Source organism: Paracoccus aerodenitrificans (assembly GCF_027913215.1).
GTDB lineage: Bacteria > Pseudomonadota > Alphaproteobacteria > Rhodobacterales > Rhodobacteraceae > Paracoccus > Paracoccus aerodenitrificans.
Genome location: NZ_CP115784.1, coordinates 2,314,618 through 2,337,205 on the forward strand (window position 1 = coordinate 2,314,618; position 22,588 = coordinate 2,337,205).

Annotated in this window: 20 protein-coding genes and 1 tRNA gene; 10 read left to right on the top strand and 11 right to left on the bottom strand. The window is 60.1% G+C overall.

The genetic code is table 11. The features are described 5' to 3' along the window. Positions 1 to 92: 92 nt before the first annotated feature. Both PAE61_RS12750 and PAE61_RS12755 read left to right on the top strand, forming a co-directional pair. On the top strand, positions 93 to 554 hold the full coding sequence (locus tag PAE61_RS12750; RefSeq protein ID WP_271115153.1) for a tellurite resistance TerB family protein: 462 nt from the start codon (positions 93 to 95) through the stop codon (positions 552 to 554). 161 nt (positions 555 to 715) lie between these two features. Then, on the top strand, positions 716 to 1,879 hold the full coding sequence (locus PAE61_RS12755) for a M20 aminoacylase family protein (protein WP_271112758.1): 1,164 nt from the start codon (positions 716 to 718) through the stop codon (positions 1,877 to 1,879). Between the two features lie 16 nt (positions 1,880 to 1,895). Here the strand turns inward: PAE61_RS12755 and moaA are convergent, their stop codons facing one another. Beyond that, entirely contained in the window at positions 1,896 to 2,903 is a 1,008-nt protein-coding gene (gene moaA, locus PAE61_RS12760) for a GTP 3',8-cyclase MoaA (protein ID WP_271115154.1), read from the bottom strand. A 100-nt stretch (positions 2,904 to 3,003) separates the two neighbouring features. Between moaA and PAE61_RS12765 the strand changes: the two genes are divergently transcribed. After that, positions 3,004 to 3,519, top strand: a complete 516-nt coding sequence (locus PAE61_RS12765; RefSeq protein WP_271112759.1) for a hypothetical protein — start codon at positions 3,004 to 3,006, stop codon at positions 3,517 to 3,519. A gap of 116 nt (positions 3,520 to 3,635) precedes the next feature. Here the strand turns inward: PAE61_RS12765 and PAE61_RS12770 are convergent. Further along, a tRNA-Thr gene (locus PAE61_RS12770) sits at positions 3,636 to 3,711 on the bottom strand. Positions 3,712 to 3,844: 133 nt separating this feature from the next. On the opposite strand from PAE61_RS12770, the gene PAE61_RS12775 reads away from it, so the two are divergent. Then, positions 3,845 to 4,714 carry a hypothetical protein gene (locus PAE61_RS12775; RefSeq protein ID WP_271112760.1) on the top strand — a complete coding sequence of 290 codons (870 nt, stop codon included), beginning with the start codon at positions 3,845 to 3,847 and terminating at the stop codon, positions 4,712 to 4,714. Between the two features lie 333 nt (positions 4,715 to 5,047). Here PAE61_RS12775 and PAE61_RS12780 read toward each other — a convergent pair whose 3' ends face one another. Continuing rightward, positions 5,048 to 5,299 carry a DUF2312 domain-containing protein gene (locus PAE61_RS12780; protein ID WP_271112761.1) on the bottom strand — a complete coding sequence of 84 codons (252 nt, stop codon included), beginning with the start codon at positions 5,297 to 5,299 and terminating at the stop codon, positions 5,048 to 5,050. A 90-nt stretch (positions 5,300 to 5,389) separates the two neighbouring features. Between PAE61_RS12780 and PAE61_RS12785 the strand changes: the two genes are divergently transcribed. Continuing rightward, positions 5,390 to 5,617, top strand: coding sequence for a hypothetical protein (locus PAE61_RS12785; RefSeq protein WP_271112762.1), 228 nt, complete (start codon positions 5,390 to 5,392; stop codon positions 5,615 to 5,617). On the opposite strand, the gene mnmH is transcribed toward PAE61_RS12785, so the two are convergent. Together mnmH and PAE61_RS12795 are read right to left on the bottom strand one after the other, a co-directional pair. Then, positions 5,601 to 6,689 carry a tRNA 2-selenouridine(34) synthase MnmH gene (mnmH, locus tag PAE61_RS12790; RefSeq protein WP_271112763.1) on the bottom strand — a complete coding sequence of 363 codons (1,089 nt, stop codon included), beginning with the start codon at positions 6,687 to 6,689 and terminating at the stop codon, positions 5,601 to 5,603. The two genes, PAE61_RS12785 and mnmH, sit on opposite strands and share 17 nt — an antisense overlap. Positions 6,690 to 6,704: 15 nt before the next feature. Beyond that, on the bottom strand, positions 6,705 to 7,265 hold the full coding sequence (locus PAE61_RS12795; protein WP_271112764.1) for a L,D-transpeptidase: 561 nt from the start codon (positions 7,263 to 7,265) through the stop codon (positions 6,705 to 6,707). 423 nt (positions 7,266 to 7,688) lie between these two features. On the opposite strand from PAE61_RS12795, the gene PAE61_RS12800 reads away from it, so the two are divergent. Continuing rightward, positions 7,689 to 10,121, top strand: coding sequence for a heavy metal translocating P-type ATPase (locus tag PAE61_RS12800; RefSeq protein WP_271112765.1), 2,433 nt, complete (start codon positions 7,689 to 7,691; stop codon positions 10,119 to 10,121). Positions 10,122 to 10,217: 96 nt separating this feature from the next. Further along, positions 10,218 to 11,375 (top strand): KpsE/RkpR family capsule polysaccharide export protein, encoded by a 1,158-nt coding sequence (locus PAE61_RS12805; RefSeq protein WP_271112766.1) that lies wholly within the window; start codon positions 10,218 to 10,220, stop codon positions 11,373 to 11,375. Positions 11,376 to 11,400: 25 nt separating this feature from the next. On the opposite strand, the gene PAE61_RS12810 is transcribed toward PAE61_RS12805, so the two are convergent. The 4 genes from PAE61_RS12810 to PAE61_RS12825 are packed head-to-tail and all read right to left on the bottom strand — an operon-like array spanning position 11,401 to position 14,757. Further along, positions 11,401 to 12,057: an ABC transporter ATP-binding protein gene (locus PAE61_RS12810; protein WP_271112767.1), complete on the bottom strand. Its 657-nt coding sequence runs from the start codon at positions 12,055 to 12,057 to the stop codon at positions 11,401 to 11,403. Then, positions 12,054 to 13,205 (bottom strand): hypothetical protein, encoded by a 1,152-nt coding sequence (locus PAE61_RS12815; RefSeq protein WP_271112768.1) that lies wholly within the window; start codon positions 13,203 to 13,205, stop codon positions 12,054 to 12,056. Before PAE61_RS12815 ends, PAE61_RS12810 begins: the two co-directional genes overlap by 4 nt. Further along, positions 13,202 to 14,026, bottom strand: coding sequence for an ABC transporter permease (locus PAE61_RS12820; protein WP_271115155.1), 825 nt, complete (start codon positions 14,024 to 14,026; stop codon positions 13,202 to 13,204). The genes PAE61_RS12815 and PAE61_RS12820 overlap by 4 nt, the downstream gene beginning before the upstream one ends. Then, positions 14,026 to 14,757, bottom strand: coding sequence for a glycosyltransferase family 32 protein (locus tag PAE61_RS12825; protein WP_271112769.1), 732 nt, complete (start codon positions 14,755 to 14,757; stop codon positions 14,026 to 14,028). The genes PAE61_RS12820 and PAE61_RS12825 overlap by 1 nt, the downstream gene beginning before the upstream one ends. Before the next feature lie 180 nt (positions 14,758 to 14,937). On the opposite strand from PAE61_RS12825, the gene PAE61_RS12830 reads away from it, so the two are divergent. The 3 genes from PAE61_RS12830 to PAE61_RS12840 all read left to right on the top strand — a co-directional run bounded on the left by PAE61_RS12830 (position 14,938) and on the right by PAE61_RS12840 (position 19,955). Then, a complete protein-coding gene (locus tag PAE61_RS12830) occupies positions 14,938 to 15,708 on the top strand; it encodes a hypothetical protein (RefSeq protein WP_271112770.1) in 771 nt (256 codons plus the stop codon). 90 nt (positions 15,709 to 15,798) lie between these two features. After that, complete coding sequence (locus PAE61_RS12835) at positions 15,799 to 19,179, top strand: glycosyltransferase (RefSeq protein WP_271112771.1); 3,381 nt, start codon at positions 15,799 to 15,801, stop codon at positions 19,177 to 19,179. Further along, positions 19,176 to 19,955, top strand: coding sequence for a sulfotransferase family 2 domain-containing protein (locus PAE61_RS12840; RefSeq protein ID WP_271112772.1), 780 nt, complete (start codon positions 19,176 to 19,178; stop codon positions 19,953 to 19,955). The genes PAE61_RS12835 and PAE61_RS12840 overlap by 4 nt, the downstream gene beginning before the upstream one ends. A gap of 10 nt (positions 19,956 to 19,965) precedes the next feature. Here PAE61_RS12840 and PAE61_RS12845 read toward each other — a convergent pair whose 3' ends face one another. Both PAE61_RS12845 and PAE61_RS12850 read right to left on the bottom strand, forming a co-directional pair. After that, positions 19,966 to 21,147, bottom strand: coding sequence for a DUF1501 domain-containing protein (locus PAE61_RS12845; RefSeq protein ID WP_271112773.1), 1,182 nt, complete (start codon positions 21,145 to 21,147; stop codon positions 19,966 to 19,968). Between the two features lie 4 nt (positions 21,148 to 21,151). Then, entirely contained in the window at positions 21,152 to 22,516 is a 1,365-nt protein-coding gene (locus PAE61_RS12850; protein ID WP_353620359.1) for a DUF1800 domain-containing protein, read from the bottom strand. Positions 22,517 to 22,588 lie beyond the last annotated feature (72 nt).

Consider the following 22,588-nt stretch of genomic DNA (forward strand, 5'->3'; position numbering starts at 1 on the left):
CTCGCCTTTGCTTATCCACTTGGAACAGCTCGTTTATTGCCATAGCATACGCGGCTACTTGCTCTTTTTCCGCTGAGGCTTATTCTTTGAACATGTTCCGTAATCTCATGTCGCGTCTTTTCAGCGACGACGCACCCTCTTCTCCGCTGCAAGGGCAGGATGCCGAGGTGGCACTTGCCGCGCTTCTGGTGCGCGTGGCGCGGGCGGATGACCGTTACACGAAAGAGGAAGAGGTGCGCATTGATCGCATTCTTGCGCGTCGGCGCGGACTCGATGCGGTCGAGGCTGCAGAACGCCGCGCCGCAGCCGAGATGATCGAGGCCGAGGCCCCGGATACGGTTCGCTTCACGCGGCTCATCAAGGACCGCATTGCGCTTGAGGATCGCTCCGCCATTTTGGAGGCACTCTGGGAAGTTGCCTATGCAGATGGCAGGCGATCCGCGGATGAGGAATCGTTGGTCCGGCTGGTATCGGGCTTGCTGGGGATCAATGACCGCGATTCCGGGCTGATCCGCCAACGCGTCATGGCCGATCTGGGGCTGACGGAAAGCTAGTTCCCATCCGTTCGGTCCGCGTCGATGCGCGTATGCCTCTGCGCGGCTTCGGTGGCGGACAGGAGCGCAGTCAGATTTGCAGTGCGACATGCTGTTCCGTGGGCCGGGACAGGTATATATGTCGCCGATATAGACCCCGTTTCCGCCCCAGAGGAGAGCCCATGCCAGTCAAGAACCGTTTTGCCGAACTTCTGCCGGAAATCATCGAATGGCGACATGATTTTCACGCTCACCCCGAGCTGCAATATGAGGTCCACCGCACTGCCGGGCGCGTAGCGGAACTGCTGCGCAGCTTTGGCGTCGATGAGGTCACGGAAGGGATCGGGCGGACCGGTGTTGTCGGCGTCATAAGGGGGCGCTCGGACAGCAGCGGGCGCGTCATCGGCCTTCGCGCCGATATGGACGCCCTGCCCATCATTGAGCAAACCGGGCTGGAATATGCCTCGACCACGCCCGGCAAGATGCATGCCTGCGGTCATGACGGCCACACCGCCATGCTGCTGGGCGCGACGCAATATCTGGCGGAGACCCGCAATTTCGACGGCACCGCCATCGTCATTTTCCAGCCCGCAGAGGAAGGCGGCGCAGGTGCCCGCGCCATGATCGAGGACGGGCTGATAGATCGCTGGAACATTCAGGAATTCTATGCGCTGCATAACATGCCGGGGATACCCGTCGGAGAATTCGCGATCCGCGAAGGCGGCATCATGGCGGCAGCGGATGAGTTCGAGATCATCATCGAGGGCAAGGGCGGACATGCCGCGAAGCCGAATGACTGCATCGATACGCTGCTCGTCGCGTCTCAGATCGTGGTTGCACTGCAATCCGTCGTCTCGCGCAATGTCGATCCGCTGAAAAGCGGGGTGGTGTCATGCTGCTCGCTGGAAACGGATACGGACGCGCATAACGTTATCCCGCAGAAGGTCCTCATCAGAGGCACGGCACGCAGTCTCGTCCCCGAGATCCGGGACATGCAGGAAGAGGCCATCCGGCGCGTTGTCGAAAACACGGCGTCGGCCTTCGGTGCAACGGCAAAGCTGGAATATCGCCGGGGTTATCCTGTCACCACGAATCATGCCGATCAGACGGGGTATGCCGCCGACGTCGCCCGGAACATCTCCGGCAAGGTCGATACCGACTTCGCCCCGATGATGACTGCCGAGGATTTCAGCTTCATGCTGAATACCCGTCCCGGCGCGTATATCTTTCTGGGGAATGGCGACGGGGATATGCTGCATCATCCGAAATACCGCTTTTCGGACGATGCGATCCCCTTTGGCGCAAGCTGGCTGGCCGGTATGGCCGAAGCCCGTATGCCGGTCTGATCCGCCGGGACGGGGTTCAGCCGCCAGTATGGCTCATGTGACGGCTGACCTGTCCCGCCACTTTCTGACGCGAATAATCGAAATCATGCCCTTTCGGCTTTCGCGAGATCGCGCTGCAGATCGCCCCGATCAGCAGCGCATCGTCGTCCGAAGCCCGAAGCGGAGCGCGAAGATCGGCGCGGTCCTCTTGTCCGAGGCACATGAAAAGCTCTCCGGTACAGGTAACGCGGACGCGGTTGCAGCTTTCGCAGAAATTATGCGTCAGCGGCGTGATGAACCCGATCTTCTGCCCTGTCTCGTTCACCCGGACATAGCGGGCGGGTCCGCCGGTCCGCTCGGCCAGATCGATCAGCGTCAGACGCTCTGACAGACGCGCACGCAGATCCGACAGCGGCCAGTACTGATCCAGACGGTCTTCGCTTCCCAGCTCACCCATCGGCATGACCTCGATGAAGGTCAGGTCATGGCCCTCATTCGCGCACCATTCCGTCAGCGAGAAAAGCTCGTCTTCGTTAAACCCTTTGAGCGCCACGGCATTGATCTTGATCCGCAGCCCCGCCGCTTTCGCCGCAGCGATACCGTCGAACACCTGCGGCAGCCGCCCCCAACGCGTGATCTCCGCGAATTTTCCGGGATCGAGCGTGTCCAGCGAGACATTGACCCGCCTGACACCAATATCGGCAAGCTCATCGGCGAAGCGCCCAAGCTGGCTGCCATTGGTGGTCAGGGTCAGCTCATCCAGCCCGTCGCCGAGATGACGCGATACGGACCGCAAAAAGGACATGATATCCCGCCGTACCAGAGGCTCCCCCCCGGTGATGCGCAGCTTCCTGACGCCAAGCCCGATAAAGGCCGAGGACAGGCGATCGAGTTCCTCCAGCGAAAGCAAGTCCCGCTTGGGCAGAAACTGCATGTGTTCGGCCATGCAATATGTACAGCGAAAATCGCAACGATCCGTTACCGATACCCGAAGATAGGTAATCGGACGCGCGAAAGGGTCGATCAGCGGTACCTGTTGCTCCATAATCAAACAGATAAGCCTCTGACCGCGTTCCCGCAAGCAGGGCCATTGCGCTGATCCACCGGCAAGGCTAGCTTTCCGGCAAGCTGACGAGGAGCACGAGATGATCCGAAACCTTGCCGCAACCGGATTCCTGCTGGGTCCGCTGAGTCTGGCAGCATGTGGAATGAACGGCGACAGCACCACGTCGCGGCCCGAAGCCGCAGTTCAGCAGCCGGCAACAACTCAGGCAAGTGCGCCCGGTGAAAGCGTCACACCAGCGGCTAGCCAGTCTGCCGCAGCGGTCCTGCAGGCTCCGGGCCAAAGCGCCGAGTCACTTGATACGACGACCGCGGAAGAAAAAGCCGCAGCCGCCGCGCCAGCAACCGGAGGCGGCAGGCTGGGAACCACAGTCGCATCGCTTGGCGACGTGACCGAAAGCGGCTTCTGGCTGAAGACTCCTCTTGTCAGCGCAACAGCACAGGGGCGTGTGGTGAACACCGAAAACAGCCAGAGCGCGAATGTTGAGTTGCGACCTTTGTCGGGAGGCGGCTCGGGCAGCCAGATCTCTCTGGCCGCGATGCAGGCCATTGGCGCGGGCCTGACGGATCTGCCTGAGCTGGAGGTCTGGCAGAATTAGTGTGAGCTGGCAGGTCCTTTGTGCCGGGAAAGGTGGAATCCTAAGATCCGTCTGAGCACTTCCGGAAACCGGCATTGACTGAGATCCGGACGATCCCGCCAACAGGACGATTTCAATGGTGCCGGCAGCAGGAATCGAACCCGCGACCTTCTGATTACAAATCAGCTGCTCTACCAGCTGAGCTATGCCGGCCCATCAGGGATTTTCCCGATACCGCCGAATAACGCCAGTTTATCCGGTTATCAAGCACGATACGGGAAAGTGGTTTTCGCCGACCGGAACTGGCGCTAGTCTGGGCGCCGGATGAGCCGGATTGATAGGGATTATGCAGATCGTTTACCACGTCGGCGCACATGGAACCGACCATGAGCGCATTGCCCGAACCCTGATGCGCAACCGCGAAGAGCTGTGGGAGCATGGCGTCGAAATCCCGGCTCCGGGTCGTTACAAGGGTGTTTTTGGCGAAACCATGAAGGCGCTGAATGGCGGGGCTGCACCGGCGGATGTGCAGGAAATGCTGCTGGATGCTCTTCTGGATAATGACAGCAGCAACAGGATCATCCTCAGCCAGTCTAGCTTTCTCGGCATGCCTCAACGAGCCATTTCACCGACAGGGCTTTATCCCAGAGCGCCGGGCCGTATGAGCGGATTATCGAACCTGTTTCCCGATAATGTGGTCGAGTTCGTCGTCACGGTGATGCATCCCGCGAAGCTGGTTCTCGAAATCGTGAAGATGAGTAACGGTAATTATGAAACAGTTATGGGGGGCGTCGATCCGGCAGCTTTGAGCTGGTCGCCCGCGATCCGCAATATCCTCCAATTGGTTCCGGATCGTGACATCGTCGTTTTCGCGCAGGAAGACCTGCCTTTCATCATGCCCGAAGTGCTTCACCGGATGGTCGATATCGATGACAAGGCCGAACTGAAGGGTGAGCTGGATCTGCTGGCCGAGATTTTGGGTCCCGAGGCGTTCAAGCAGTTTCAGCAGCGTCTCGCAGAAGCCGAAGATGACAGCATCAGCACAAGGCGCAATCTGACCGAAGAGGCGCTGCTGGCCGCGGCACCTTCGGCCTTCGAGGAAATCGTGGCGCTTCCGGGCTGGTCCCAACCGCTGATTGATGAACTCAGCGAAAGCTATGCGCATGACCTGGCGGAAATCGCCGCCCTGCCGGGAGTCGAGTTCATCTCTGCCTGACCGAAAGGCGCATCACCATAAAGACGCCCTGCTTTCCGTCCGGCAGGAGGGAGGTTTGCAGAGGCAGGAAGGCCCGCATCGAGAGGGTAACAGCCACAATCGCTGCGGCGAGCATGGGCATCTGACTGGCCGCTGGTGACAGGATCCCTAACAGATATCTCGGGCAGCGATGCCTGTCCTGTGATCGAGGTTTTGTTCAGGTTGAGATGCGCGGTTTCCGATTGGCCCGGGCCACGGCTATTCCGGCCTCGCTACATGTGGGTTCGGGTCCGGATAAAAATAAACCCCGAGACCGACCCGAAAAATCTTGGGCCGGTCAGGCAATCTGTCGGCTTACGCCATTCCAAGCGCAGCCTTGTACATATCCAGAATGGCCTCTTCCTCGGCCACATCGTCGCGGTCGCGCTTGCGCAAGGCGATGACTTTCTTCATCACCTTCGTGTCATAACCACGCGCCTTCGCCTCGGCCATGATCTCTTTCTGGCGCTCGGTGACGTCCTTCTTTTCGGCCTCAAGCTGTTCGTACTGCTCAATGAACTGGCGCAGCTCATCCGCAGCCACATTATATGACTGATCGTCCTGCATTTGGTCCCCCGGTTGATATGGGCGGCAGACATACGGCGTCTTGCCGGGTTCTGCAATCGGCGCTACATGCAGCTGGAAAAAGGGGATCTGATGAGTGTATTCGACGTTCTGATCTGGGGTGGAGCGGTGCTGACGGCAGCCGGATTGGCCGGGATCATCTGGTGTATCTGGACGGTTTACAGCGGCAAACGCACAGGACTGGACGAGGCCGCGTTTCGCGACAGGATGCAGCGCGTGGTCATGGTGAATATGGCAGCACTGATCGCATCCGTCCTCGGGCTGATGAGCGTTGTGATCGGCATCATGCTTGGAGGGTAGGCCCGCCGTCAGAATTCTCAGGTAGCGCTGCCGCTGCCTGCTCGACCCTGCCGGCTGCCTCATCCAGATCCCGCAGACTGTCCAGACCGATCACCGCCCGCTCTTGCGCCGCATAGCGGGCGCGGTGTTTTTCATAACGGGGATCGTAATGTTCGCGCATCAGCGCCTCGGCAAGCTCGGGCCAGTTCCGCGCTTCCGCGAATTGCACCCATTCCGCGATCCGCCCCGCCGCGTGTAGCGGACGAAGCCGGTCCAGAATCTCGCTCAGACGCTGCGGATCGGCAGTCACATCCTGATAATGCCGTGAGGAATAGGCCGCACGCGCCTGAACCGGCACCCGCAAGGCGATCCGGGGCGCGGCGCAGATGTCCGACCAGACGGCTTTCGGCAAGGTTACGCTGCCGATGCGAGAACTTTCCGCCTCGACGAAGACCGGCCTTTCGGGGTCCAATGCCTCTATCTGCGAGGCAAGGCGTCCTTCGAACATCTTCTGGCCGGGCTGTTCTCCGACCGAGCCGAACAGGCTACCACGGTGATTGGCAAGTCCTTCGAGGTCGATCACCTGATGGCCCCGTCCGACAAGTTTCAGAAGAATCTCGGTCTTGGCGCTGCCGGTATTGCCGTCCAGCACGATGACCCGCGCAGGAAACCCAAGCTCCTGCACCCGCCGCACGACAAGCCTGCGCCATGATTTATAACCACCCGAGACCCGCCCCACACGCCAGCCGACCTGCCCAAGGATCGTCGCCAGCGCACCTGAACGCTGCCCGCCGCGCCAGCAATAGACCAGAGGCCGCCAGCCGCCATCGCGATCTTTCAGCGGTCCGGCGATATGACGCGCAGCATTCGCCGCGACCAATGCCGCGCCTGTTTTGCGGGCATAGAAGGGCGAGACCTGCTTGTAGATCGTGCCGACCTGCGCACGTTCGTCATCGCTGAGCACAGGAAGGTTGATCGCTCCGGGCAGGTGATCCTCGGCGAATTCCGCAGGTGAGCGGACATCGATAATGTCATCAAAAAGGCCCGATGCGACATTCACCGCATCGAGCCGGATTTCAGCCGGAATATTCACATCCAGAAGCCGGTATCAGTAAACGTAGACCGGAGTGCCAATCGGCACCTGCTCGAACAGGGACATGACGGCAGGGTTCCGCATGCGGATACATCCGTTCGATACGGCGCGACCGATCGAACCCGGCTGGGTGGTGCCGTGAATCCGGATCGCGGTGTCATTGCCATTCGCGTCATAGAGATACAGCGCACGGGCTCCCAACGGGTTTTCCGGACCGCCGGGCATGCCATTGGCGTATTGCGCATATTGTTCCGGCGAGCGCTTGATCATCGCCTGTGTCGGGGTCCAGCTTGGCCATTCGACCTTACGACCGATGCGGGCCTTGCCTTTCCAGACCAGCTCTGCCGTACCGACGGCAACGCCATAGCGGATCGCCCGGCCAGGCGCGATGACGTGGTACAGAAAGAACTCATCCGAAACCACGACGATAGAGCCGACCTCGAAACCCTCACGGATCGGCACTTCGGTCGGTTGATACGGATCTGCCTGCTGCTGGCTCTGCTGAGCCTGCGCCAGTACCAGAGACGGTGCGGCAATCAGCGGCAGCGAAAGCGCGATCATCTGACGGCGGTTCATGAAAATACCATCCTGCTTGTGCTCGTTTTCCCTGATCTACAGGCTCAGGCGAGGTAACTCAATCCCGCGCCGTCATTCCTTGGCCTTGACTGCCCTTGACGTGGCGAGGTTGCGGACACATCTTTGCAGCTATGACACAACGCAGCGATCATATTCACCGGCCAGGGGCGACAAGAACGCCCATACGCCCGGCACATCTGTGCCGCGGGCGCGGTGGATCGTGCTGCCGTTGTCATTTCGCCTCACGCCGCCGGAATATCGGTCGGGTCGTCGCGCTGAATGCGCGTCCGGGCCTTCCGGCGCGGAATGCGCAGCATTGCTGGGTGCCGGTGATCGCACCTGCCGAAAGACCCCTGTCGCCGCAGGCTCCGCCTGTCCTGATCTCTGAAATCTCTTCATCTGGATTCAGAACAGGACAGGAAAATGTCATCACTTGCTGAAAAACACCGCGATGTCGAGCTGACGCTCAGCGGTTTAAGCTGCGCCTCTTGCGTGGGTCGTGCCGAGCGTGCGCTTGCCGCCGTTCCCGGCGTCTCCGATCCGCAGGTCAATCTGGCGACAGGACGCGCCCGGCTGAAAATCGCCGGTCCCGAAACCCTTACGCAGGCGACCGAGGCGCTTGAACGCGCCGGTTATCCCGCCACCGCACAACAGGCAACGCTGAACATCGCCGATATGACCTGCGCGTCATGCGTCGGACGGGTCGAGCGCAGCCTGCTGGCCCTGCCCGGAGTTACCGCGGCACAGGTCAATCTGGCGACCGGCAGCGCGACCGTCAGCCATGTCGGGCTTGAGCCAGCGGCCATCGCCGAGGCCGTCACAAATGCCGGATACAAAGCCACGCCTGCGGACGGGCAGATCCCGACCGCAGCGCCCGGAGATGACGCGGCCGCCCTGCACCGCGCCTTTCTGACGGCGCTTGCCCTGACCCTTCCGATCTTCATCGTCGAGATGGGCGGGCATGTTTTCCCAGCCTTCCATCACTGGGTGCAAAACACCATTCCGACGCAGGCTCTGTGGATCGCCGAGTTCGTTCTGACCGTCATCGTTCTGGCAGGTCCGGGGCGGGTTTTCTTCCGCCACGGCGTCCCTGCCCTGCTGCGGGGTGCTCCGGATATGAACAGTCTGGTCGTTCTTGGGGCCTCTGCCGCATTTCTTTATTCGGCTGTTGCCACTTTCGCCTCGGCTCTGCTGCCCGAGGGGGCCGCGCATGTCTATTATGAGAGCGCCGCCGTCATCGTGACGCTGATCCTGCTTGGCCGCTGGCTTGAGGCCCGAGCCAAGGGCGAGGCCGGTCAGGCAATAAGGCGGCTGATGGAACTGGCGCCCGACACCGCTCAGGTCGAGCGCGATGGCGCGGTCTCTGACCTGCCGGTCGAGCAGATCCGGCCCGGAGACATCATCCGTCTGCGTCCCGGCGAACGCATCGCCGTCGATGGCGAAATCATCGAGGGCAGCGGCAATGTCGATGAATCCATGCTGACCGGAGAGCCCCTGCCCGCCGCAAAAGCGCCGGGCGACACTCTGACCGGAGGCACGATCAACGGCAATTCGCTGCTGCGCTTCCGGGTCACCGCTACAGGCGCCGATACGCGACTGTCCGGGATTGTGCGCATGGTCGAGCAGGCTCAGGCGGGCAAGCTGCCGGTTCAGGCTCTGGTCGACAAGGTGACGCTGGTCTTCGTTCCGGTGGTGATGGCACTGTCGGTGCTTGCCTTCCTGCTATGGCTCATCTTCGGACCAGCCCCCGCCCTGCCCTATGCGGTGGTCGCGGCGATATCTGTGCTGATTATCGCCTGCCCATGCGCGATGGGGCTGGCTATTCCCGTGTCGATCCTGGTCGGGACGGGCCGTGGCGCTCAGCTTGGCATTCTGTTCCGGCGCGGGGATGCGTTGCAGCGTCTTGCCTCATCGCGAATCGTCGCCTTCGACAAGACCGGCACGCTGACACAGGGCAAGCCATCCATTGTCGGGATCGAAACCGCCGGAACCGGGCGCGATGACATCATCCGGCTTGCCGCCGGGATCGAGGCAGGATCGGATCACCCGCTCGCCCTCGCCATCATCGCCGGAGCCGAGGCAGAGGGCATAAGCCCGGCAGCATCCTCGGAGGTGAATGCGCTTCCCGGATATGGCGTGTCTGGTATCGCAGACGGACGGAAGGTTCTTGCCGGAAATCTGGCCGCGATTCGGAACGCTGCCATCGCACCGGATGAATCCCTGCTGAATTTCGCGAACCGCGCTGCGTCTCAGGGGCAAACCCCCGTCCATGTCGCGATCGACGGCACCCATGTCGCGGCAATCGCAATCGCCGATCCGCCGCGCGAAAAATCGGGTGAGGCCATCCGTGAACTACATGATCTCGGGCTGAAAACGGCGCTGATTTCGGGGGATGTTCAGGAAGCTGCGGATGCTGTGGGCAAATCGCTTGGCATCGACCTTGTACGCGGTGGTGTGACGCCGGAAGCGAAGCTGGAAACGCTGGCCGGTCTGGGTGACGATACCGTTTTCGTCGGAGACGGGATCAATGACGCCCCCGCACTTGCCGGTGCCGATACCGGCATCGCAATGGGCAGCGGCACCGATGTCGCGATAGAAGCAGCAGAGGTGGTCCTGATGCAGCCCGATCCCTCAGCGGTGCCGCTTGCGGTGCGCCTGTCGCGCTCGGTCATGCGGAATATCCGCCAGAACCTGTTCTGGGCCTTCGCCTATAATGCCCTGCTGATCCCGGTTGCGATGGGGCTTCTGGTGCCGTTCGGAGGACCGCAGCTTTCCCCTATGCTCGCCGCCGCCGCGATGGCGATGTCATCGGTCTTCGTGGTGACGAATGCGCTGAGACTTCGGCGGTTTTCGTAAGGAGAAACGAACCACATCTTCAGGGTGTTTATATGTAGATTATTCAACCCTTGGATGTATAAAGATGCAAAGCCACGATTCTCCATGTGAAGGCAGATGGCCACCGCAACGGCACCACAAAACGCCACTGACCGCTCCAGCCCCGCAGGTCTTATCCTGCGGGGCTGGATTCTTTTGTCGTTCCTGCTGTTCGTAATTGCACCAAGCGGGGTCTGGGGCTGGTATCTCTGGCGGTATGCGCAACCGCAATATGTCTCGACCATTGCCTTCTCGGTCCGCAAGGAGGAAACCAATCCGACGCTCGATCTGCTTGGCGGGCTGACCGAGCTGACAAGCAGCACAAGCGCCAAGGACCCCGATATTCTGTACGATTTCCTGCGCAGTCAGGACATCGTGGCGACAATCGACGACAGGCTTGATCTTGGCACAATCTATTCCCGCGGGCGGCACACTGATCCCGTCTTCACCTATGATCCCGACGGCACTCTGGAGCAGTTGACGCGATACTGGCGCAGACAGGTCAGGGTCGATTACGATTCTACAACCCGGCTGATCACGCTTCGTGTCATGGCCTTCATCCCGGAAGATGCCGTTGCCATCGCAGAGGCCGCATTTGAGGAAAGCAGCCGCACGATCAACCGGCTGTCCGACATCGCCCGCGACGACGCCACCCGCTTCGCGCAACAGGAACTGAGCAAGGCACAGCGCCGCCTGACCGAGGCGCGTCAGAAGCTGACCGCTTTCAGGATCAGGACACAGATTGTCGATCCCGCCGCCGATCTGGAGGGCCAGATGGAGGTGCTGAACGCGCTTCAGGGGCAGCTTGTCGAAGCGATAGTCGCACTTGAGACATTGCGCGAAACCGCACGTGAGGGCGATGCCCGCATGATACAGGGACAGCGCCGAATAAACGCGATCCGCGCTCAGATCAGCGCCGAGCGCCAGAAATTCGGCACGCCGGGAAACGGGCCGAATGGCGAAAGCTATGCGACTCTGGTTGCGGAATATGAAAGCCTCGCCGCCGATGTGGAATTCGCCGAAACGGATTACCGCACCGCGCATGCCTCATATGAGACCGCGCTTGCACAGGGACAGCGTCAGTCGCGCTATCTTGCCGCCCATATCAAACCCCGGCTTGCGGAATCGCCGCAACTTCCCAACCGGCCTGTGTTACTTGCGAAAATGACGCTTGCGCTGCTGCTGTGCTGGTCGATCCTGCTTCTGTGCTATTACAGCATATGTGAGCGCAGATAGGCGGCCGCCCAATCAGGCGGCGCGATCAGACGGATTGATTTTTCTGATGCACCCGGATCGCCTCTTCCAGATCCTCGTAATAGGTGATCCGGCCATTTTCCAGCACCGCCCCGGCACTGCACAGGCGACGCACCAGCGGCATCGAGTGGCTGATGAAGATTGCGCCCGAATCCTTCATGCGCTGCCGGAACAGATATTCGCTCTTTTCCTTGAAATTCGCATCGCCCACGGCAGAGACCTCATCAATCAGATAGGTATCGAATTTCAGCCCCATATTGATGCCGAACATCAGCCGCGCACGCATCCCCGAGGAATATGTCCGCACGGGCAGATAGAATTTGTCGCCGAGCTCCGCAAAATCCTCGACAAAACCCTTCAGCGCATCGGTATCCGCATCATAGATCCGCGCGATGAAGCGGGTATTCTGGGCACCGCTCATATGAGGATGCATGGAATCCGCCAACCCGATGGGAAAGGATATATGCCCGTCGCTCAGCACCCGGCCCGAATTGGGCAGCAATGCACCGGAAATCAGCCTGAGCAGGGTCGATTTTCCGGCACCGTTGCGCCCCATCAAGGCAACCGAGGTCCTGCCCGGGAAAACCGCGTTCAGCTCATGGAAGACGACATTGCGCAGATGGCGCGAATAGAAAATCTTGGTGAGGTTTTCGAGGACGATCATCTCCGGTCCCGAATGGCATAAAAGGCGATCAGTAGCATCGCCCACAGAACAATGCAGGATACGGAAACGATCAGCACAGTCGGCAGAAACCGTGGAAAGCTTTCGACCGAAATCGCCGCGCCGCCCGTCACACTGGTCAGGAAAACCCTGTTCGATTCATACTGACGGGCAAGACCGAGCAGCGATAATTCGGCGATCCGCAGGGACATGCCCGACATTTCGGCACGTGTCAGCACAGGTTGATATGCCGCGATCAGCAATGCGAGGTCTGAGGGCGCGATGATGCGCCCGCTGCCTTCGGCGGCGTCCTCAATCTGGGCGGTGATCGCCGAGAGGCGGTCCTCGCCCCGCATCGGCGCGGACTGAGACGCCCGGGCAAGAGGCGACCCGGCAAGGCGGATCTCCTCGGTCGCAAGCATGGATCGCAGGGCGTTGTCGAACCGCGCATTCAGACGCGCAAGCAGCATCGGGTCGATCGTCGCGCTTTGTAGCCTGAAATTCCGCAGGCGGTCGCTGTCCTTCACATATTGCGCCCTCAAAACCCTGACACGCTGTTGCGCATTTCGCAGCGCCTCGGACAGGATCACGGCTCGCGCGACATTCAGACGCTGCTCACCCTCGTCACGGATCGCGGAAAGAAGCATCGCCGCATCTTCCTGCCGGAACCCCGTGACAGACAGGCGGATAATGCCGTCGCGCGACCCGACATGCACCCGGACCATCTTGCGCCAGAACTCGAAACCTTTCTCGACCGGCGCGGTCTCATAGCGCAGCGGCAGAAACGGAACGATACGGCTACGGGGCCAGATCCGGGCCAGATCCACGCGATCACGGACGGATCGGTAAAAATCTTCGCTCTGGACAAGCTGCCGGATAATGGAGGCCTCTTCGGCACGCGCACCGCTGAAGGCAGCCTTCAACGCACTGCCTGTATCGAGATCGCCGAACGCACCAAGCGCCTGCTCCTGAAGCGTAAGCGATATGCTTACCTTCTGAAGCGTTCCCGCAAAGCGCCATGACATCACCGCCGCACAGATCACCGGCAGGCATACAATCAGAATAAACCCCGCGATCACCACGCGATGACGCATCCGCAGGACCATCGGGCGAAGTTCAGGAATCGTGCCTGCCGACGCGCTTGCCATCATTGATCCAGCAACTCCCGCGCAAACAGACGTATCCCCGCCAGCCCCGCGAAGGTCAGAACCAGAGCGATCTGCATCGGATACCAGAGATCGGCGTAGCTGCCGATATAATCGACATAAAACGCCTCTCGCATCCGCCCGGTAATATGGACCAAAGGATTCCACAGCAACCATTCGCCATATGGACGCGGAAGGCTCTCAACCAGAATGATAATCCCGGATACCAGCAGAAGCGGGCGCGACAGGAACGACCAGATGAAATCCCATAGCGGGAATTTCGCCCGTATCGCACAATTCGCCAGCCCGACACCGCATCCAAGCGCAGCCGCAACCGCGAAGGATTTCAGCACCTCGACCGCGAAAAACCTCGTATTGGTTTCGTAGAATTGCAGGATTAAGCCAAGAACCACGACGGACACCGCCGCCTGCGTCAGCACCGACATGATCAGCTTGGACAACAGCACATCGAACAGGGTCACGCGCGGGAAGTTCAGCAGGTTGCGCGAAGACCGGATCGCGTGTTCCAGCCTGGCGCAAACCTGTCTGAACATCGTGAAGGGCAGCATTCCGGTCGCATAGAAAATCGCGAAGTTTTCTCCCAGAGGCGGGGCGCGAAACCCGGCCGAAAAGATTATCGCCAGTCCCGAGATGAAAATCACCGGCGAGATAATCGACCATAAATAGCCTCCGGCCATATCGCCGTTGGATGTCGTCACCTCACGCAGGCATAATGCGATCACCGTGCGTATGGTCGAATAGCGCGGCAGGACCCTGCCCGGCAGCGCCGCAGGAACATTGCGCTGATCGGCGCGGGCCGGCTGCATCACGACGCGCCATCCTTATCCGTTCCGGCGAAGATGGATGCCCCCGATCCCGAGCGGATGCTGTGACGCCAGTCATCCTCTCCTTTCTTGTAATCGAGGTCCCAGAAGAAGCCGAGATGGCGCTTCACCTGAATAATCGAGACCTGATGATAGGGCTGAAACAGCCCCCGCGTCGCTTCATTCCGGTAAAGCCCGTTCAGCACGCCAGGCCCGGTCACCAGCCAGACATTCTGCGAGGTCTCACCGGCGATATTCTCGCTTGCGCATCTGATCGCCGCCTCGAACAGCCTGCATCCGAGACCCGCAGCCAGCATGACATCATTGGTGATTTTCTGCGATCTGACACCATCCTTGCGCGATGTCCGGTACATCAGAACGCCCGCCCCCTCACGCTGTCCGGCTTTCCGGAAATGGCGCATGGCATGCCCGCTCCATGATTCTGCGGCGAAGAAATCATGTGCGTTTTTCTGATTGGCGATATCGGCGTCGATATACAGCCCGCCTCCGACATAGAGGCTGCAATAGCGGAACAGATCCGCCTGCATCGCTGGCAGACGGCATTTGTCGAACGCATCGCGGATATCCGATCCGAGATGTGTCGCAATATAGTCGCGAGCAGTCTCGTGGTTGAAAAGCTCATGCCGGAAATGCGGATCGTCGCGCCATGTGCCGATCAGCGCCGCGACCTCGGCGGGGGGCGTCGGTTTATCCCAGAACTGCGTCAGCCGCATCGTCTGCCCCGCTTGCACATTGCGGAAGGGTCGATGAGGCGGACGAAACCGGGCCGGGCCAGTTCCGATGACTGAAGATCGTCTTGCATGATAGCGCCTGACACATCCACTAAATGTACTATATTGTATAATACAACTTAAAGATGTAAATAGCACTTAGGCAATATCTGGAGAGGCCGCATGCTCATGCATCCCGACGGACTCAAAGCTTACAAATGCCGCCCTGGGCATTTCGTGATCATCGCGCAGGCCCGCTCGGGGTCGAGCTTTCTCAGGGAAAGCCTGAACGCGCAGCCCGAAATCACATGCCACGGTGAGGTGCTGAGCCGGAAATGGATCGGCAAGCTTCTGCCGCGCCCGGGTCAGCCAGCCTATACGCGAAGCCGGATCGAAGAACTTCTGCCGCTGCGCGACGCCGATACACTGAATTTTCTGGATCAATATGTGCTGACGTCGCCGGACGAAATCACCGGCTTCAAGATCATCTATGAGGATCTGCTCCTGACAGGTCTGGCGGATCGTCTTGAATGCCTCGTCCGGTCACGGGGCATGACGGTGTTTCATCTGCGGCGGCGGAATCATCTTGCAGCGTACCTGTCACGCCTGCGCATGGCGAAGCACGGGGTCAGCCACAGTACCGTGCCAGAGACACAGGAAAACCGCGCCCCCGGGCGCAAGCTGCACATAGAGCCCGGCAAGCTGAGTTCGTTCATCGAGACACAGACAAACTATGCCACGACGATTGACCGGATATTTCCGGATTCCGTCCAGCTTAGCTATGAAACGCTGCAACGCGATTTCCCCGGCATCCTCAACAGGCTTGGCCTTCCGCCAGCACGCGAATTCTCCTCGGATCTGCGAAAGCTCGCCCCGACATCGCTTCGCGACATTATCGAGAATTATGACGATGTTGCCGCTTACGATTCCCATGAACAGCCCGTCTGGACCTAGCGCCGCATCGCCCGCGGGCAAGGCAAGGCAAGGCAAGGCAAGAGCCCGCTAATAAGGCCCCACATGACTGACAATGCCCGGAGTACGCGCATGAAATCGAGAGAAAGCCTGCTGGTCATTCTGGGAATGCATCGCAGCGGCACCTCGTTTCTGGCCTCGTCCATGCAGGCTCTGGGTTATACGCTGCCGCAGGATCGCTCTGGCCCCTCGCCCGATAATCCGCATGGGCATTTCGAGCCCCGGACGGTTGTCGCGCTGAACGATGATGCCTTGTCCCGGAAGGGGATGTGGTGGCCGCATATCGGTCCGGTTTCTGCCGAGGTTGAAGAATCGCAAATGGCTGCCGCCCTTTCGGAAAGCTTCGGAGATGCCGAGCGTATCGTCATCAAGGACCCTCGTCTCAGCCTTCTGCTGCCCTTGTGGCGGCCTGTGCTGGAGGCTCAGGGACCGACTGCGGCGCTGATCGCGCTGCGCCATCCACGAAGCACCGCCGCATCCCTTGCCCGCCGCAACGGGATGGGAGCGGATATGGGGCATCTCTGCTGGATCGCATATACTCTTTCAGCTTTGGAAGTGACCGAAGGGATGCCGCGCGGTCTTGTCCTGTTCCCGGACTGGATCGACAATCCCGAACCGACGCTGTCGCACATTGCCAGCATCGTGGGCATGGACCTGCCCGATGATGCCGCCCGGCAGGTGACGGCGAGTTTCGACAGGACTGCCCTGTATGACAGTACCCCGACTGGTGCACCCACGGATAACATCGCGGTTCTGGCAGAGGATCTGTTCAGCCTGCTTGCCCAACACGCGCGAAACGGAACGATGCCAGACCGGCAGGACATGGATGCGCTGCAATCCGAATTCGGGAAATGCTCTGCAACCGCCCGCGAGGTCGAGGCTGTGGCGAAAGATCGTCAGCATATGCTTCGGGTGCAGATCACCGATCTTTCCGACCAGAAAAACCGCCTGCAAGAACGCATTAACAGCGCCGCCAGAGATAACGCGTCTCTGCAAGTCCAGTTACAGGAAACGGTTCAGGAACGGCACCGGGTGGTGGACGCGCTTCAGCAGCACGTCACCGCCACGGAACAGCAACGCGACGAGGCCGTGCTGCTTCGCGATCAGGTTGCGGCACAGGCACGCGAAACCGAAGCCCGGCTGAGCGAAACCGCAGCCCGGCTGAGTGAGACCACGGCACAGCTTGATGACACCGTCGCGCGGCTGAACGATACCGTCGCTCAGTTCGAGGACACCCGCGCCGAGCTTTCCGGACAGATCGCAGAGACCGAACAGCAGCTCCGTCAGTCTCTGGAGCAGGAGCAGGCAAGTCAGAACCTCATCGAAGAGCTGACGCTATGCCTTGAACAGGAACGTCACACCATCCTGAAGCCGGTCTATCGCCGCCTGCACCGAAAAGGCGGCCGCATTCTGCGCAGGATATTGCCGCGGCCAGCATTCGACATGATCAAGCGACGCCTGCCCTATCCCGGAGGTATCCCGACGCGGCTTGCTTATGCGCAGATACCATCCGCGCCGTCCCGGAAGCTCGGGTTTGGCGAGATCAAGGCCGGGAGGACGGAGAAGCCGGATATTTTCGTCATGTCCATTATCGACTGGGATTTCAGGACGCAGCGCCCTCAGCATCTGGCGGCCCAGATGGCGCGGATGGGGCATCGTGTCTTCTATATCGAGATGACCCCCGCATCAGGACCCGGCACGCTGCGTATGATCGAGCCGGATCTGTATGTCGTCCGCCTTTCCTCTCGCGGGATGCGCGGCACCCAGCCTTATTCCGGCACAGTGCCGCAAAACGCTGTCCGCGCATGGCTGGGGCATTTCCACGATTTCGCGGATCAGGCAGTGACCAGCAGATACGCGCATATCGTGGTCGAGCACCCCTATTGGTGGAATTTTGCCCGGCATCTTTCGCCGCAATTCCAGATCACCTTTGACTGCATGGACGAAATCTCTGGCTTCGCGAATACGGATCAGAGCGTTCTGGACGCCGAAGCAAGCATGGTCGCGCATGCCGACCGGATGATCGTCTCATCGCAATATCTGCACGACAAATACGCGCCTCAGCGCAATGTGGCGCTTGTCCGGAACGGGACCGATATCGCCCATTTCCTCGATAGTCCGGCGACAGCTTCAGACCGGTTTACATCCGGCAGGTCAGGGGTGGTGAGAATCGGATATGTCGGTGCCATCGCTGAATGGTTCGACACCGATCTTGTCGAGACTATGGCGCGGGAGAACCCGGATTTCGACATCCATCTCTGCGGATCGGTCACCGCGCAGGACCCCGCCCGGCTGGACCGGATCGGCAATATCAGCATGTATGGCGAAATTCCCTATGCCGATGTGCCGGGCTTCCTTCAGGCAATGGATGTGCTGATCATTCCCTTCCGGCTGCTGCCGATCATAAAAGCCTGCGATCCGGTTAAGTTCTATGAATACTCGGCCATCGGAAAGCCGACCATCGCCACCGCCTTGCCAGAGCTTGAACGCGCCGGAAATCTGGTAACGATCGCGCATGATGCGACAGGCTTTGCCGCCGCTATCCGCGCGGCAGTGAAACGCGCGGGCGATCCTCACCGGAAGGCAGCGTTGCAGGATTATGCCCGACGCAATGACTGGTCCTTCCGCGCAACCACCATGCTTGCAGAGATGGAGAGAGCGCCGCTTCTTTCGGTCATCATTCTGGCGCATGGGCCTGCCGAACTGACGCTGAACTGCCTGCACTCTCTGATCGGACGCGGAGCCGCCTATCCCGCGATGGAAATCCTGATCGTCGATAACGGCTCGGCCCCGGACGAACTTGAGAGATTGCGCGACGCGGCGCGGCATCCGTCGGTCAGACTGATCGAGAACGGCGAAAACCTTGGCTTCGCACGCGGCAATAATATCGGCATCAGGGCCGCAAGGGGCGAATATGTGCTGCTGCTGAACAATGATACCTATGTCGCTTCAGGGGCGCTTCACGCGATGGTTTCGCATCTGTCGCGCAACCCCGATATCGGCATTGTCGGGCCATTGACCAATAATATCGGCAATGAAGCGCGGATCGAGACCGCCTATGCCAATATCGCCGGAATGGAGAAAGCGGCGCGTCAGCTTGTGACGGCGTATCGTGGCATATGGACTGAAATTCCGGTCTGCGCCTATTTCTGCGCGATGTTCCGCAAGGCCGATCTGGACCGGATCGGGGATCTGCCGACCGATTACGGTCGCGGCATGTTCGAGGATGACGACCATTGCGCAAGCTTCCGCGCGGCGGGTCTGAAAATGGCTCTGGCCGAGGATGCGTTCGTTCATCATGAACTCTCGGCCAGTTTCGGTGCGCTTCCAGCCGCCGAACGCCATGCGCTTTTCGATAAAAACCGCAGAATATTTGAGGCGAAATGGGGAAAGTGGAGGCCGCACCGCTATCGTGAGACGCGCCCGGAAAGCAATCTGCCGGGCATGTCATGAGAACGGTTATCGTCCATTATCATATCTATAAAAACGCCGGGACCTCGTTCGAGAATATGCTGGATGCAAGCTTCGGCCCCGCGCATGAGAGGTTTGACGGCCCTTTTCCCTTCTTCACCATAGATCAGGATCAGCTTGACAGGATCATCCGGCGGCGTGTCACAGCGAAAGCCTTCTCGTCTCATCAGACAGTGCTGCCGCAACCGACATCGCTTGATTATCACGTACTGGCGGTGCTGTTCCTGCGTCATCCCGTTCTGCGCATCGGATCGATCTATCGGTTCAAACGCAATGAGCAGGATGGCACGTCGACATCGCTTCTGGCGAAGAACCATGATTTCGCGGGGTTTATCGAGGCATGTTTCGCGGCCCGCAGCGAATTACCGCATATCTCGAACGGCCAGACGCGGCAGCTTTCGGCAGCCTATGGACGCAATCCTCTGGTGGCGCGGCGGAAGGACTGCATGGAATATGATCTGGCGACGGCGCGGCGGAATCTGGCTGCGGTCGATCTGTTGGGCCGGACCGAGCATTTCGAGGCCGATATCCGCCGCTTCGCCCCTGTCGCGGCCGCATATGGGCTGACGCTGACAATCCCCGAGCAGACGCGTCACAATGTCACTCAGCCGACAGATCAGCCGGTCGCAGAGCGCGTCGAAGCTGAATTAGCGGGTCTGAGCGATACGCTGCGCACAAAGCTGCTGGCGGCAAATGCGATGGATCTGGAGCTTTACGATCTGGCGAACCGGTTGATCGCACAGCCTGCGCAGGGCTGAACCGCGCCCCTTACAGCAAAACCTTGCGGGCCTGCGTCATATCCACGCCGGGAAAAATCCGGCCCTCCACGGCGGAAGGCGGCAATCCGAACAGCCCCGCCAGCACCGCGCCCGCATAGCTGCGCACATCGGCCACCGGCATCAGATCGCGGCCCGCATACAGATCGCTGTCATCCAGCCCCGGCCAGGCATCATGCATCACCTTGCCGCGCACCGCACCCCCTGCCAGAACCGACAGACCACCAGTGCCGTGATCGGTCCCGCCGGTCCCGTTTTCACGAACGGTACGCCCGAACTCGGTCATCGCCATTACCACCGTATTCTGCCAGTTCTTACCCAGATCCCGTTTCAGCACGTTCAGTGCAGTGGCAAGCTGGTCCAGAGGACGGGTGATAATCCTGTCCTGCCGGTGATGCGTATCCCATCCGGTCAGGGAAAACGCCGCAATCCTAGTGTCATTATTCAGCCGGGATGCGGTGAAGCTTGCAAGCGCCTCGGCGGCGGATTGTTTGCCGCCTTCAGCAGTCTGGTTACCTTTATCCGCAAGACTGATCTGGATCGCCGTCTCGGCAGCGCTTTGAAAGGGCGGATCGCTTTCATAAAGCGACTGCAAAAGATCCTGCGCCTGCGCCGACATATTCAGCCGCGCCTCGGGTGCCCAACTTGAATAGGCTGCATCGCCGCGCATGATCGACAGCTCATCCGTGCCGACGGCATAGGCCGTATCCAACCGCGATTCGGGTAGCAGCGGCAATAGCCGGTTCAGCCAGCCACCGTCAGGGCTTGACGGGCCGGGCGATGTCTCAGTTCCGGCCTCAAGGATATCCTGCCCGTCGAAATGGCTGCGTTTGTCGCGATAGGGTGTGGAAACCGCATGCGCGAAGGCCAGTTCACCAGCGGTCCACATCGGCATCAGAGGTGCCAGAGCAGGATGCAGCGCAAAGAAGCCGTCCAGATCCAGTGCGCCTGCCTCGGGTCCAAGAGAAAGATTGCGGCGCAATTTACGCAGGAACGGGTCGCCATAGGGCTGAACCGCGTCCAGCCCATCCATCGCCCCACGCAGGATGATCGCAACGAAACGCTTATCGCCAGGCGCAGAGGCAAAACTCATCCGCGTAAAACCCGGCAATGCCGCAGCCGAGCAGGCGGCAGCCATAGAGGCAGTCAGGAAGTCGCGTCGGCTCAGGTGCATCTGCTCATCTCCGGTTGAATTGCGGCGAGGCTAGGATGACGCCGACCCCATCGGCGGCAGATTCCGCCCGGGACGCCGCGAGGGCCAGCTCGTCGTCAAGCGCCGATCCGAAGGCCGTCCTGACCAGATCGCGCGGGTCAGGCAGCGGTTTCACAAGGCGCGTGGGCTGTCGCATGGCCCATCCGATACGGGCGGCCAGGAATTGCGGCGTCAGCCAGACACCTTCCCGTTCCGGCCAGCCCTCAGGCTGCAATGCACCTTCCCAGCTTTGACCCATGCCTTTCAGCGGCGCCAACACAGCCCTGTTCAGCTCACGCCGAGACCATCCCATGACGGTTGCGCCGGACGCTCCCAGAACCCGCAGCCCTGCGGTGACCAGATCCTGCGGCTGCCGGACCTTCTGCCCGAAGGTCTGCTTGGCCAGATCATGCCCGACAAGCTGCTGATAGACGGACATCAGATCTCCATCCGTACGGAGAAACGTCCCGGTCAGGTCGCTTATCAGTTGATCCGGTGGATCATCGGCACAGAAGTGAATCGCCAGCTTGCGCGAGATATGCGCCGCAGTATCCCGATGAACGGCAAGATCGTCCAGAAAAGCCTCGAATTCGGCGAGTCTCGGCGGGCGCCCTCCACCATACTCGATACCGAGTACGGTTTCCGCACCCGGCTCAACTTTCTTGGTGTTGAACTCTGTCAGGCTCTGAGGGGTAAGCTGCAGGCCGGTCATCAACTCGGCCAGTTGCCTGATATCGTTCTGCGAATAATCCGAGGTGACACCAAGCGTATGAAGCTCAAGCAGCTCGCGAGCGTGATTCTCGTTTAACCCCCTGCCCGGCTGACGGCGACCCACCTGCGAACGCGGCCCTATCGATGAGCTCTGATCGAGATAGATCAGCATCGCAGGGTGCAGCGTCGCCGCTTTCAGCAGCTGGCGGAATGTCGTCGTCTGATTGCCGCGAATTGCCGTATCGAGGAACGATGCCATCAGGATTGAGGATCGCGACCCGCCACGTCGAATGCTGAAATGGCTGGACCAGAACTGCGCCAGTCTGTCTGCGAAGCCCGTTTCATCATCCAGAGCCCGTGCGAAACGCTGCGCCAAGGAATTTGTCATCGCATTCTCAAACGCCAACTGAGCATTAATGCGTCGCTGCCTGCCACTTTCCTCACCTTGACGCTCGTCGCGGCGACCCAGTTGATATTCCCTGAAAATGGCGCCTGCGCTTTCGGTTGTAAAAAGCGGATAGCGCGTCAACATCAGATCAGAACGCAGAGCTTCCAGAAGATTATCCGGATCTGCCGGCCCCTGAACGCCCGGCTTTCGCCCCATACCGAAGCGAATCAAGGAAAAATCAGCGTAATTCATAGATCCCGATCCATCCGCCGGAACAGAACGCGCATAGCGTACCACAGTTGCGTTCACATGCGTGTCACAGCA